10 protein-coding genes are annotated in these 13997 nt (G+C 45.1%); 7 read left to right on the forward strand and 3 right to left on the reverse strand.

Annotated features, from left to right (window positions below; translation table 11 throughout):
* Window positions 1-223: 223 nt before the first annotated feature.
* From FWJ59_RS04265 to FWJ59_RS04290, 6 genes are all read left to right on the forward strand, one after another.
* Window positions 224-1759 (forward strand): tagaturonate reductase, encoded by a 1536-nt coding sequence (locus FWJ59_RS04265; protein ID WP_414480747.1) that lies wholly within the window; start codon window positions 224-226, stop codon window positions 1757-1759.
* Window positions 1760-3247, forward strand: coding sequence for a UxaA family hydrolase (locus FWJ59_RS04270; RefSeq protein WP_414480748.1), 1488 nt, complete (start codon window positions 1760-1762; stop codon window positions 3245-3247).
* 353 nt (window positions 3248-3600) lie between these two features.
* Entirely contained in the window at window positions 3601-4617 is a 1017-nt protein-coding gene (locus FWJ59_RS04275; protein WP_414480749.1) for a lysylphosphatidylglycerol synthase transmembrane domain-containing protein, read from the forward strand.
* Window positions 4618-4742: 125 nt separating this feature from the next.
* A complete protein-coding gene (locus FWJ59_RS04280) occupies window positions 4743-6485 on the forward strand; it encodes a B12-binding domain-containing radical SAM protein (RefSeq protein ID WP_414480750.1) in 1743 nt (580 codons plus the stop codon).
* Window positions 6486-6718: 233 nt separating this feature from the next.
* Window positions 6719-8104, forward strand: a complete 1386-nt coding sequence (locus FWJ59_RS04285) for a 2-isopropylmalate synthase (RefSeq protein WP_414480756.1) — start codon at window positions 6719-6721, stop codon at window positions 8102-8104.
* A 128-nt stretch (window positions 8105-8232) separates the two neighbouring features.
* Window positions 8233-8457: a hypothetical protein gene (locus tag FWJ59_RS04290; protein WP_414480751.1), complete on the forward strand. Its 225-nt coding sequence runs from the start codon at window positions 8233-8235 to the stop codon at window positions 8455-8457.
* A 186-nt stretch (window positions 8458-8643) separates the two neighbouring features.
* On the opposite strand, the gene thpR is transcribed toward FWJ59_RS04290, so the two are convergent.
* The 3 genes from thpR to FWJ59_RS04305 form a co-directional block, all read right to left on the reverse strand.
* Window positions 8644-9195 (reverse strand): RNA 2',3'-cyclic phosphodiesterase, encoded by a 552-nt coding sequence (gene thpR / locus FWJ59_RS04295; protein WP_414480752.1) that lies wholly within the window; start codon window positions 9193-9195, stop codon window positions 8644-8646.
* A gap of 5 nt (window positions 9196-9200) precedes the next feature.
* Window positions 9201-9719 (reverse strand): nitroreductase family protein, encoded by a 519-nt coding sequence (locus tag FWJ59_RS04300; RefSeq protein WP_414480753.1) that lies wholly within the window; start codon window positions 9717-9719, stop codon window positions 9201-9203.
* Between the two features lie 489 nt (window positions 9720-10208).
* Window positions 10209-11048 (reverse strand): CAP domain-containing protein, encoded by an 840-nt coding sequence (locus FWJ59_RS04305; protein WP_414480754.1) that lies wholly within the window; start codon window positions 11046-11048, stop codon window positions 10209-10211.
* 388 nt (window positions 11049-11436) lie between these two features.
* On the opposite strand from FWJ59_RS04305, the gene polA reads away from it, so the two are divergent.
* Window positions 11437-13997 (forward strand): DNA polymerase I (gene polA / locus FWJ59_RS04310; protein ID WP_414480755.1); only part of this gene is annotated, 2561 nt, incomplete at its 3' end.

Here is a 13997-nt window from a genome sequence, read left to right on the forward strand (position 1 = left end):
CATATTTGATGCTTGCTGAATGATTGACAATAAATAAGCATAATGTTAAACTCTTAGGGTAAGCGCTTTCCTGTAGGGGAGTAGGCTTAAATAAGGAATTTTTGTGAGGTTTATTCCCCGGTATTTATGATATTCCTTTAACAAACGTCACAAGGTTTGGAATAAAGCCAGGGAATTAAAATTAATCCAGCTTTAGTCAGTAAAAAGATAAGGAGGAATGGTTATGGAAAAGCTTTGCAACAATCTATTGAAAGGAAACTTTAACTTCCCGGATGATGTTGAAGTTCCTAAGTATCCTGCCAATCTTCCTGAGAGGGTCATTCAATTTGGAGAGGGGAATTTCCTCAGGGCCTTTGTAGACTGGATGATCCATCAAATGAACAAGAAGGGTTTGTTTAATGGACGAGTGGTGCTTGTACAGCCCATTCCTGAAGGGTTTACCGAAAAGATAAACGAACAGGATGGGCTTTACACGGTGATTTTAAGGGGTCTAAGGAATGGCAAACCCACGGAAGAAAAGGAGATAATAAGCTCGGTGAGCCGAGCGATAAATCCCTACAAGGATTGGGATGAATTTATGAAATGCGCTGAGGATCCACAGATAGAGTTCGTCATATCCAATACCACCGAAGCGGGTATAGCCTACGACAAGGAAGACCGCCTGGATATGAAACCGCCCCGTTCTTTCCCCGGTAAGCTTACGGCATACCTCTATCACCGATTCCGGCATTTTAATGGCGATCCTGAAAGAGGAATGGTGATAATGCCCTGCGAGCTTATAGACAGGAATGGCGATAACCTGAAAAGAATAGTATTGCAGCTTGCCGATGATTGGGGTTTACCCGAGGAATTCAAAGAATGGGTGAAAGAACACAATATTTTCCTCAACACGCTGGTGGACCGAGTGGTAACGGGCTATCCCAAAGATGAAATAGAGGCAATAGAGGAAAAGCTGGGATATGAAGACCAACTTTTGGATACAGGTGAACTTTTCCATCTCTGGGTGATAGAGGGGCCAAAAGAATTATCGGAGAGATTGCCCTTTACAAAAGCCGGCCTTAACGTCATATGGACCGATGATATGACGCCGTACAGGACTCGTAAGGTGAGGATATTAAATGGTGCTCATACTTCATCGGTACCGGCAGCCTTCCTTTACGGCCTTGAGACGGTGGGCGAGATGATGGATCATGAAGTGATGGGCGAGTATGTAAGGAGCATCATATACGATGAAATAATTCCTTCCATCGACCTTGACAGGGACATGCTGGTAGAATTTGCCGATGCTGTCATAGAGAGGTTTAAAAATCCCTTTATCAAGCATTATCTCATAAGCATCCTGCTCAATTCGACCTCCAAGTTTAAAGCCAGGGTGCTTCCGTCCATCAAGGAATATTATGATAAATACGGCAAATTGCCAGAAAAGCTCACCTTTTCCATGGCAGCCCTTATATCGGTTTATAAGGACGGTAAGGTGGAAGGAAGTGCTATGAGGGCCTATAGGGAAAAAGGAGAGTTTATCATGAAGGATGACCTTCCTGTCCTGGAATTTTACCAAAATGTTTGGAAGGCATTTGATGGAAGCCGCAACTCGGCACTCCAGGTGGCCAGGGATGTACTTGGCAACACCGCACTGTGGGACGAGGATCTAAATGTCATTCCGGGGTTGGCCGAAAAGGTGGGCCAATATCTATACGACATAGCAACATGTGGGATCAAGGATGTGGTAGACCGGCTGGTGAAGGGGGAAGGTCGATAAATGAAGCTATTGGTTATAAACTCCAATGATAACGTGGCGGTGGCTTTGGAGCCAATTAGCAAGGGGGAAGCCTTTAAAATAGGGGCTTCCTCCATTGTTGCCCTTGAGGATATAGAAAAAGGTCATAAGATAGCCCTTGAGGATATCCCAAGGGGTGCTAATGTGATAAAGTACGGGTTTCCCATAGGCCATGCCACTGAAGACATAAAAGCGGGGCAATGGGTGCATTCACATAATTTGAAGACCAATCTCGGAGAGATTTTGGAATACCAGTACCACCCTCAAAAAGATGAATTTAAATACCAGGAAACTCATAAGACATTTATGGGTTACCGCAGGCATGATGGCAGGGTAGGGGTAAGGAACGAGATTTGGATAATTCCCACGGTGAGCTGCGTCAACAGGAATGCCGAATTGATAGCCTTGAAGGCCAGGGAGATGTACGCCAATGCGGAGGGTATAGACGGCATATACGATTTTAAACATCCCTATGGCTGTTCTCAACTGGGGGAGGACCATATTAATACCCAAAAAATTCTGGCCAATCTGGTTAACCACCCAAATGCCGCGGGAGTGTTGGTGCTGGGTCTGGGATGCGAAAACAACAATATAGAGGAATTTAAGAAGGTGCTGGGTAAATGGGAGCCCGGCAGGGTAAAATTTCTTGTGGCGCAAGAGGTGGAGGATGAGATTGAGGAAGGTCTAAAGCTCATTGGTGACCTTGTAGAGTATGCCTCGCAGTTCAAGAGGGAAGAATGCCCCCTTTCGGATTTAGTGATTGGCCTAAAATGCGGGGGTTCGGATGGCTTTTCGGGAATCACCGCCAATCCCCTGGTTGGCTCTTTTTCGGACAAGCTCATAGCCTATGGTGGAAGCGCTGTGCTTACAGAGGTGCCCGAAATGTTTGGCGCTGAAACCATACTGATGAACCGGGCTAAAGATAAGGAAGTGTTTGAAAAGATCGTAAAGCTCATAAATGATTTTAAAGAATACTTTATGAGTTACGGACAACCCATATACGAAAACCCCTCTCCCGGAAATAAAAAGGGAGGTATAACTACCCTTGAGGAAAAGTCCCTGGGATGTACCCAGAAGGGCGGCACAAGCCCGGTGGTGGATGTACTGGATTACGGCGGTGTGGTAAGGGAAAAAGGACTCAATCTGCTCTACGGGCCGGGCAATGACATGGTGGCATCAACAGCCCTTGCTTCAGCAGGATGCCAGATCATTTTGTTTACCACGGGTCGGGGAACGCCGCTTGGAACGGCGGTACCTACTATAAAGATTGCCACCAACAGCGAGATATTTAACAAGAAACCCCACTGGATGGACTTTGATGCGGGAAGGCTTCTTGCAGGATACACCATGGAGCAGCTTACCCAGGAACTTTTAGATTTTGTGGTCAGGGTGGCATCGGGAATGCCGACAAAGTCCGAAAAGATGGGATTTAGAGAAATAGCAATTTTCAAAGATGGCGTGACGTTGTGAACAATACGAGAAAGCCCTCATCCTGCTATTCTGCTATCTAAGAGGATGAGGGCTTTCTCGTTTAAGGAGTTTAAAACTTTTTTCATGTAGGTTGTCTGTAGTTCAACTATAAAAAGCTCAAAAAACGTGGTAGAATAGCCAAAAATGCAGTCGCTTAAAGGTGATACAAGCGGGGTTGTGGTTTTGCCATGTTATTGTCAAGTTATGGCGGCATATGCCGTCTTCGGTTTGCGGTGTTCATTTGAGTATAGTATAATAGAAATGTGGTGACCTGTGCCACTTTGTTTTATGCGAATGATGTGGCGTGATGTATTCAACTAGGAAATAAGGATATTAATATTAGAGGAGATTATATGAACAAGAGAAAGTACGCAATTCTTTTTTATATTGCGGTAAATATCATAATCATTGCTGTTATAGGGCTTTTGGACCCCAACCTTAAGGATATAGGCCACGCCTTTAATGCTCTCAAGCCGTACTGGCTGGCAGGAGCGGCAGGATGCATGTTGATGTTCTGGGTTATGGATTCTCTGATACTCAGATATTTGCTGGCTGCCATTTTCAAGCCCTGGCATTTTAAGGGCTGTATGGAGGTGGCTCTAATAGGTCAATATTACAATGCAGTTACGCCATTTGCCAGCGGTGGACAACCTGCGCAGGTGTATTACATGTCCCGCTTTGGTATTCCGGCCGGCTATTCCACCTCGGTGCTCATAATTAAGTACCTGATTTACCAGGTGGTTTTGTCCATTTTTTGTGCAATAGCCTTTATATGCAAAGCTGATTTGATATTTTCATATCCCCCTGTGGTGGTTTGGATATCCTTAATCGGGTTTGTGATCAATGCAGGAGCTGTATTTCTCATATATTTTCTTTCGCTAAATCGCGGATTTATAAAAAAGGCAGTATTGGCGGTATTGAAATTTTTTCACCGCGTGCGCATAGTTAAGGATTTGGAAAAGTGGAAGGCACGAATGGAAGAGGCTGTGGAAGATTTTCATGGGAGCCTGTGCATCTTCCGTGGGAACTACAAGGCCATGGCGGTGGCAGCTGCTTTGACTGCCGTACAGCTCATCTTTTATTTTAGCGTTATCTTTTTTATCTATAGGGCATTTGGCTTGAAGGACAGCGCCTGGGTGGATATGGTATTTGTTCAATCTTTTTTGTATCTGGCGGTGTCCTATTTCCCTGCTCCGGGTGCCATGGGTGCTTCCGAAGGAGGATTTTATCTGTTCTTTCACCGGTTTTTTCCCGGGCATCTGATATTTGTCACCATGATACTGTGGAGATTTATCACCTATTATTTGAACATCATAGTGGGGGCCTTGGTGGTTCTGGCCAGGGGCATCAAGGATTTATCGACGACCTGATTGTCACTGGGGCAATACGATGGAATATCCCATATGGGCCTTACAATGAACATTTTTAAACAGCTCGGTGCATGATTTTAAGGGTCAAGAGCAGAGATATAACATAAAAAATGGAGGAGCTAAACATGAAGGTGCTTTTGGTTGCAATCAATTCCAAATTTATTCACAGCAACCTGGCTCTGAGGTATTTGAAAGCCTATTGCGGCAAGGAGCACTCGATAGACCTTATGGAGTTTTCCATAAATGATAATATAGAGAGGATGATTAGGGAGATCTATCTTGCAAGGCCTGATGTGGTGGCCTTTTCGTGTTATATCTGGAATATCCGGCAAGTTTTAATGGTAGCTGATACCTTGAAAAGGATTATGGATAGCTGCGCAATAGTCCTCGGCGGCCCCGAGGTGTCCTTTGATGCCGGGGACATCATGAGGGATAACCTTGCGGTCGACTATATTGTCGTAGGAGAGGGAGAGGAGACCTTCCGTGAGCTGCTGCAGATCCTCGAGGATAATGGGGATCTGGCACAGGTAAAGGGCTTGGTATACCGCCATGGTAGGGAAATAGTTGTTAATCCAGCCCGCCCCTTGATACGGGATTTAGACCTGATTCCCTTTCCGTATCAGGATGGCTTTGCGGGGCTTGAAAATAAGATCGTCTATTACGAAACTTCGAGAGGTTGCCCTTTTAATTGTCAGTACTGCCTTTCTTCAACCATTCCAGGAGTGAGGTATTTTTCGCTTGAACGGGTGGAAAAGGAGCTGGAGCTGTTTGTAAAGGCGGGGATACCCCAGGTAAAGCTGGTGGATAGGACCTTTAACTGCAATCCAGCAAGGGCCAAGCGCATATTCAAGACCCTCATCTCCCTTGGAGGGCAGACCAACTTCCATTTTGAGATGGCAGGGGATTTGATAGACGAGGAGATGCTGGACATATTGAAACAGGCACCCCCTGGCCTTTTTGAATTTGAAATAGGGGTACAGTCCACAAATCCAAATACGATACATGAAATTCAAAGGAAGATGGATTTTGATGCTCTAGCCAGGACGGTTGAACGGCTGCGCCGTGGAGAGAACATACACCTCCATCTGGATTTGATAGCCGGGTTGCCCGAGGAGGATTATGCCTCGTTTAAGCGCTCATTCAATGACGTATATTTTTTGCGGCCTAATATGTTGCAGCTGGGATTTTTGAAATTGCTCAAGGGTTCAGGCCTCAGGCTGAGAGCTGCACAATATGGATACGAATATACCCAGTATCCGCCCTACAAGGTGCTCAAGAATAACTATATGGCTTACGATGAAATCGCAAAACTTGAAATGATAGAGGATTTGGTGGAGAAGTATTACAACTCAGGCCGCTTTAAATATACTCTCGATTATCTGATAGGTTGCCATCATAATAATCCCTTTGAGTTCTTTGAAGGGTTTATGGAATTTTGGAAGGCGAGAGGCTATGAGGGATTTTCATACAGCCCAATACGCCTCTATGAGATTTTGCTGGAATATGGCCTCACGATGGATAATGCCGATCACCGGCTGCTTAAAAACATCATGCGGTTTGACTGGGTAAGCTATGAAAAGCCCAGCAGGTATCCTGAAGGATTGGAGCCGCCCCAGATGCCGGGATTGGGCAAGGCTGTCGATTCTTTTTTCAAAAACCGAGAAAATATTCTAAAATTTATGCCATATCTTGAAGGGTATACCCCCAGGCAGATATCCCGTATGGCTCATATAGAGGCCTTCGAATACGATGTTGTGGAAGGCGCAAAAAGCGGCTTTTATCCTCATTCCATCACTTATGTGCTGTTTGATTATAACGTGGAGAATAAAATATTTCGCAGAAGCAATTTTTATAAAGTCTCATTGTGAATCATGTCGATAACAATTTTTCAATTTTTACAATTAGGCACTTGACAAATACGTGTATAACTGTATACAATTATACACAAATATTTTTGAGGCGGCCTAAAAATGTTCCCATCCGTGGATGTAGCTCTGCAGTAAAAGCTTTATTTTAAATGTCAGGTTTGTGGAGTAGGATAAAAGCATGATAGGCTGATGGGAGACCATGCAATTTTGGTTTGGGAGGAGGAGATGTGAGCGTGCTAGAATTCAGCAAGAGGTCCAATACGCTGGAACAGTCGGCATACAAATATTCTCTTCAGGACGTGGAGGAGCCAAATCTTTATAGGTATCTGTTTCCCTATGACAGCATACCCAGGATACCGTTTAATCATCGCCTTGTCCCCATGCATATGCCTGACGAAATATGGATTACCGACACTACCTTCAGGGATGGACAGCAGGCGCGGGCGCCATTTACGGTAAAACAGATTGTGGACCTGTTCGATCTGCTTCACAGGCTTTCGGGACCCAATGGTATCATCCGGCAAAGCGAATTTTTCCTCTACACCGATAGGGATAAGGAAGCGGTGCGCAAGTGTATGGAGCGAGGATACCAGTATCCCGAGGTTACCAGCTGGATACGGGCTTCACAAAAGGATTTCGAATTGGTAAAGGAGATGGGGGTAAAAGAGACGGGCATTTTGGTGAGCTGCTCGGATTACCACATCTTTAAAAAATTGAAAATGACGCGCAGGCAAGCCATGGATATGTATCTGTCGGTGGTAAAGATGGCTTTGGAGTATGGCATTAGACCGCGTTGCCACTTTGAGGATATTACCCGTGCTGACTTTTATGGGTTTGTAGTGCCCTTTGCTATTGAGCTTAAGAAGCTGATGGATGAGTCCGGGATACCCATAAAGATACGCGCATGTGACACCTTGGGGTATGGCGTCTCTTACCCGGGGGTTGCCTTGCCTAGGAGCGTTCCGGGCATAATTTACGGATTGAGGCATTTTGCCGGTTTCCCCAGCGAGCTCATAGAATGGCATGGGCATAATGACTTCTATAAGGCGGTTACCAACTCAGCCACTGCGTGGCTATACGGCGCATCGGCGGTCAACTGTACCATGCTGGGCATAGGCGAGCGTACAGGAAACTGCCCTCTTGAGGCCATGGTCATAGAATATGTCGCATTACGAGGCGATACCAATGGCATGGACTTATCGGTTATAACCGAGATCGCCGAATATTTTGAAAAGGAAATAGGCTATGAGATACCGCCGAATACTCCGTTTGTGGGCAGGAATTTCAACGTGACTCAGGCCGGAATTCATGCCGATGGCCTATTGAAGGATGAGGAGATATACAACATATTTGATACTGGAAAAATACTTAAGAGGCCGCCCAGGGTGGCTGTGGGGCAGCATTCGGGGCTGGCCGGAATTGCCCATTGGATCAATTCTTACTTTGGTCTGCAAGGCGAAAACGCTATAGATAAAAAGGATCCGATGGTGGTCAAGTTAAAGGAACTTGTGGATGATGAATACGCTAAAGGGCGTACCACTGTTATGTCTGATGAGGAATTGGAGAGCATGCTGAGGCAAATTGCCCCCGAGTTCGTTGAGAAGTTTAAGAAGGAATAAGAAAGGGATTTTCATGATCCCTTTCTTGTTTTTTGGTTTGTTGTAAAATTAAATACAATACCCAAATAATGGTAATCCCCCAATAATAGTAGAACCCTCGTGAAAATCCTGTATGATATAATCTTGGTATGCGATATGCTTATATTGCCGATGGAAGCTTGCTATCGGGTTATGAAAATATCAAGGTGTTTTCTATGCAGCTTTGGGCCGATTCGACGGGGAAAATTTTAAGGCCTTATTATAAATTTATTGAAGGGGTTATACAGACCAATAGAACTATGTATGAGGTGGCCGATGGTAGGCGGACAAATTGCCATCAGCCGCCTGAGCAAGTAAAAAGAGTGGGATTTTGAGCTAAGGATTGTGCCGTTTTCAAAGTTGGTCGTATACCGCATGGATGTAGGAAGGATTCAAGACGATGATGGAGGCGGTAAAACGCTGAAAACCATGGGATGAAAGATAGGGAAATCGAAGAATTAGAGAAGGGGAAGGGTGAAGAGAACTGGCGCATTTGTTGCAAGAGTACATGCTGGTTGTATTTAATCGGCTAACGGCTGCCTGTAAAGAGGAATGTACATAAGACGGCCCTCTTGTCTGGTGCTTTCCATAAGCGAAATCTTGCGCACCTCGATTATCTGATATGGGTCTGCTGCAATGGCGCTGGCCACTTTCGAGAATGGTACTGCCAGGCGTACCTCTCGGCCCAGGGTAATATGGGGCGAATATCCTCTTGTGTCTTTAGCAATGCCTATGTCGCTCAGCGATGTTTCCAGCTGGTTAAACAGCAGATTGAGCGCGTCCAGCTCCCCACACACTCCCATCCATATGATCATCTTATTTCCCCGGGGGAAATTCCCAAGGCTGTGTAGGCCAAGTTTAAAAGGCTTTATGCCTTGAACCGCTTGGGCCATGGCTGCAGTGATGTTACCCAAAAAAGACGGCTCTACTTCTCCTATGAATTTGAGCGTCAGGTGGAAGTTTTCTGGCCTTGAAAAATTTCCGTCGGTGCTGTAGCTCATTATCTGTTTCTGAATTCTATTGAGATAGTCCTTTATGGGCTGTTCAAACTCAATGGCAATAAAAACCCTCATCGCTTTCACCACGTGTTCACGTGTACCCTTTCGGGGTTATATCTGTCGGATGGGCCTTTTTCTTCGTCGGGTACGCCAAGTGCTACGATAGCAAATGGCACTATATGTTCGGGGATGTTGAATATCCTACGGATTGCTTCCTCCCGTTCCTTCCGTGGATGGACGCCCAGCCATACCCCGCCCAGCCCTAGTTGCGCTATGGCTAGCAGCATGTTCTGCGTGGCAGCTGCACAGTCCTGTACCCAGTATCCCTCGTACCTTTGCGAGGATGTATCTCCTGCTACGATGATGCATTTGGGCGCTGTGTTGAGCATTGAAGAATAGGGATGGTACTTGGTGATCTCCTTCATCTTTTGGCGATCGTCTACTACTATGAAATGCCAGGGCTGCTGATTGCCAGCCGATGGAGCTGACATGGCTGCTCTCAGAATGATGTCTATGTCTTCCTGGCTTACATCCATGTCCTTGTATTTGCGGATGCTCCTTCTTTTAAAGAAGAAGTTTAGTATCTGCTGTTTGTCCATAGAGCATTCCTCCTCGTCATTTCGGTTGTAAATGAGCGCTCAAGGATTATTATACCAAAATAATCCGCAAACTACCACCTTCTTTAATAATGATGCTTGTTTTTTGGTAAATAGAATCGTTAGTTGTTGCGTATTTGTATGATAATGCGTAATTGAAGATTAATTAAATCATCAGACGCACGTTGATGAAAAGCAAGAAATGGATATAAATGTTTACAAGCTTAATGATGACATGAAGTGGGAAATTATTAATAGTGTAGGAATTTCAATAAGCGAAGAAAGAAAACCCATATTGTGGGATTGAATTGGTATAGCGTTCGAGTAGTAATATAGCGCAATTTTTTATTAAGAAGAATTATCAATAAATTTCAAGATGCATACAAAAGAAAGGACATACTGTACATGTATAGTATGTCCTTTCCTTGTTTTTCAATATTTTTTAAAATCAGGTCTTGATAACGTGTAATACCGTTTTTGTTAATTACCCTTTTATCTACCAACGAACATCTGCACGAATATATAACCGTATCTTGGGCTCTTTTGAACGCCTATGCCTATATGGGTAAAGCTGGGGTTTAAGATGTTCCTCCTGTGCCCTTCTGAGTTCATAAGGCCGTTATGCGCTCCTTCTACCGAGGAGTAACCCGCCAGGTTTTCGCCGGCAGTCCTGTACTGAATGCCAAACTTGCGCATCATTTCAAATGGGCTGCCGTAAGTTGGCGATGTGTGGCTGAAGTAGTTGTTATCCACCATATCCTTGGCTTTGATGTTGGCCACCCTGGCCAGGTCAGCATCCCATGCAAGGGGCTTGAGGCCTGCTTTCGTTCGTTCGGCATTGACCAGCTCCAACATCCTTGACTGTTCATAGCTCAGTTGGTTTGAAGGCTGTTGCGGCGCAGGTTGCTGCGGTTTGGGCTGCTGAGTTTCGGGTTGCTGGGGTTTAGGCTGCTGTGTCTCAGGTTGCTGGGGTTTAGGTTGCTGTGTCTCAGGCTGCTGGGGTTTGGACTGCTGCGTTTCAGTCTGATCTACAGGCTTTGTAAACCACTTAAGGATGGAGCCAATTTTTCCGTCATCGGTCTTTATTATATACCAGTTGCCCTTTTGGCCCAACACATTTACTACTTGGTTATTCTTCAAAACATCTATTATATTTGACTGCGAGTTGCTGTTGGCCCTTACATTCAGATTATTTGCTGTGACTGTTACCTTGATAGGACACGAATTCTGTGCCTCTGCCAATACTTCTGCCTGCAATGATGCAGGTCCTGCTGTGAGTAGCAATCCCAACAGGAAAATACTCAATAAAACTGACAAAATTCGTTTCTTCATGACTATGACCTCCAATTTTTAATATATTTTATATATCTGTAATATATCTTAACATATTCGTAACATATTTGTCATTATAAAAATTATGGTAATTTTGTGGCTGAAACTTAGAATTTTCGTTTGCATCGTTGTCCTTTAAATTAATAAATTTATAATTTATAACTTGTGTAAACTACTATTTATATAATAATGCTTAATGGCCTCATCTAAAGGAATGATCATCCTTATTAATAAGACAAGTACATAACAAGTACATAATCCGTAGGGAATATATGTTAAAGAAAAAGGCTAATTGAATTTTGATGGTGGATGTGATAAAGTCTAGATGTCGGGAATATGATAAAGAGTCATCGGTCTGATAAATGCCATATTTTAAGGAGAGATCATTATGGGGCAACCGCGGGTAATGATAATAGATGGAAATAGCCTGATGCACCGTGCATTTTATGCCTTACCTATGTTGACCAATAAAAAGGGCACGCCTACCAATGCCGTGTATGGTTTTACCAACATGCTTTTAAGGCTGATACAGGATTATAAGCCTAACTATCTGGGAGTGGCTTTTGACAAGAAGGGACCTACCTTTCGTCATGAGGTCTATGCTGATTACAAGGCCACAAGGCAAAAAACTCCTGAGGAGCTCATTCCCCAGTTTGACCTTCTTAAGAAGATGCTCCAGCTGATGGGGATAGCCATATACGAAGTTGATGGCTATGAGGCAGATGATATCCTGGGGACTTTTGCGCGCTTGGCCAGGGAAAGGGGATGGGAGGCTTATCTGGTCACCGGCGATAGGGATGCCCTCCAGCTGGTTTCTCCTGAAGTGAGGGTTATCATGACCAGAAAGGGCATATCAGACGTAAAGGTTTTTGATGTTGAAGAAATAGAGAAGGAGTATGGCTTGACCCCTTCCCAAATCATAGATTTAAAAGCTCTGATGGGCGATAGTTCTGACAACATACCCGGTGTTCCAGGCATAGGCGAAAAGACAGCTCTTAAACTGCTGCACCAGTATCATACCGTTGAACAAGTTCTGGATAACGCCGACAAGATAAGCGGTAAGAAGCTTAAGGAGGCGTTAATCAAGTATCGGGAACAGGCCATGCTGAGCAAAAGGTTGGCCACCATTATGCAGGATGCACCTGTGGATATAAAGCTGGAGGATTGCTGCTATGAGATTCCACACTCTAGGGAACTGCTGGAATTCTTGCAAGAGCTGGAGTTTAACAGCATAATTGAGAAGTTGGGCATACGGTCTGAGAGCAGCGTTTCGGTTGAAATGCCTGTTAGAGAAAAAGATATGATCGAGATTAAGACAGTGGAAGAGCTGCGTCAGCAGGTGGCAAATCTCGTGCAAAGTGGCAGGCTGGCCATATTGATGACCGATGACTGCATGACCATTGCCGATAACCCGGATAGGGTGTACAGGATAAAACTGAAACGCGACTTGTTGTCTGAAGGGTTAAGCCTCGAGGATATATTTATAGAGCTGAAACCCATTTTGGAAAGACAAGATCTAAAGAAGGTTGTATATGATGGCAAGAGGTTGATTTTGGAGGCCCACAAATATGGCATTGGTGTGGAAGGCCTTGAATTTGATGTCTTTATAGCGGCTTACTTGTTGGACCCAGCAAAAAATCGCTACGATTTGAGCCAGCTGCTTTATGAGTATGCTGACCTAGACGTCGATGATGCCGACGCGGCTGACCTATACTTGCTGGCGGAGCATATGCGCAACAAGCTCAAGGAGACCGAGATGCTCTATCTCTACGAGGAAATTGAGCATCCGCTTATAAACGTGTTGGCCGATATGGAGATTACGGGCTTTAAAGTGGACAAAGATATGCTGGAGCAGCTGGGAGAGGAGTTTTCTGCCGAGCTATCAAGCCTTACCCGGGAAATATATGCCCTGGCGGGGGAGGAGTTCAACATAAATTCGCCGAGGCAGCTGGGCAGCGTGCTATTTGAAAAGTTGAGGCTACCGGTCATAAAGAAGAGCAAGACGGGGTATTCCACCGACATCGAGGTGCTGGAACAGCTGCGCCCCTACCATGAGGTGGTGGATAAAATCATCGAGTACCGACAGGTGATGAAGCTTAAATCCACATATATAGATGGGCTCTTGAGCGTCATCGACCCTAGGGATGGGAGAATCCATTCCAGCTTTAACCAGACGGTGACAGCCACAGGCAGGATCAGCAGCGCAGAGCCCAACCTGCAGAACATCCCGGTTAAGCTGGAGATGGGGCGTAGGATACGCAAGGTGTTTGTTGCCAGCGGGGAGGACTACGTCCTGGTGGATGCCGATTACTCACAAATTGAGTTGCGGGTACTGGCCCATATGTCGGGAGATCCTACTTTTATCGATGCCTTTAAAAACAACCAAGATATACATCTGCGAACGGCTTCCGAGATATTTGGCGTGCCCATCGAGAAGGTTACTTCCCAGCAGCGGAACAGTGCCAAGGCGGTTAACTTTGGGATCGTGTACGGCATCAGCGATTACGGCCTGGCAAAGACCCTGGGGATAAGCCGCAAACAGGCCAAAGAGTATATAGACAGTTACTTTGCTCGCTATCCAAAGGTAAAGGAGTATATGGAACGGATAGTGGAGATTGCCAAAAAGCAGGGTTACGTAACTACGCTTATGAACCGGCGCAGGTATATACCCGAGCTTAAATCCCGAAACTTCAACATCCGTTCCCAGGGCGAACGGTTGGCCATGAATACGCCCATACAGGGCAGCGCTGCCGATATAATAAAGAAAGCTATGAATGACGTGTATGCTGAACTTAAAAGGCGGAACTTAAAATCGAAGCTCATATTGCAGGTGCACGATGAACTCATTATAGATACCTATAAGCCCGAATTGGAAGAAGTGAAGGATTTGGTAGTGCGGTGCATGGAGAATGCCGTAAAGCTCTCGGTTCCACTGGTAGTCGATGTAGG

This window comes from Caldicoprobacter sp., assembly GCF_047459465.1.
In the GTDB taxonomy this organism is placed as follows: Bacteria; Bacillota; Clostridia; order Caldicoprobacterales; family Caldicoprobacteraceae; genus Caldicoprobacter.

Coding starts and splice junctions, on each gene's coding strand:
- FWJ59_RS04265 (WP_414480747.1), top strand. CDS start 224: ATGGAAAAGCTTTGCAACAATCTATTGAAAGGAAACTTTAACTTCCCG.
- FWJ59_RS04270 (WP_414480748.1), top strand. CDS start 1,760: ATGAAGCTATTGGTTATAAACTCCAATGATAACGTGGCGGTGGCTTTG.
- FWJ59_RS04275 (WP_414480749.1), top strand. CDS start 3,601: ATGAACAAGAGAAAGTACGCAATTCTTTTTTATATTGCGGTAAATATC.
- FWJ59_RS04280 (WP_414480750.1), top strand. CDS start 4,743: ATGAAGGTGCTTTTGGTTGCAATCAATTCCAAATTTATTCACAGCAAC.
- FWJ59_RS04290 (WP_414480751.1), top strand. CDS start 8,233: ATGCGATATGCTTATATTGCCGATGGAAGCTTGCTATCGGGTTATGAA.
- thpR (WP_414480752.1), bottom strand. CDS start 9,195: ATGAGGGTTTTTATTGCCATTGAGTTTGAACAGCCCATAAAGGACTAT.
- FWJ59_RS04300 (WP_414480753.1), bottom strand. CDS start 9,719: ATGGACAAACAGCAGATACTAAACTTCTTCTTTAAAAGAAGGAGCATC.
- FWJ59_RS04305 (WP_414480754.1), bottom strand. CDS start 11,048: ATGAAGAAACGAATTTTGTCAGTTTTATTGAGTATTTTCCTGTTGGGA.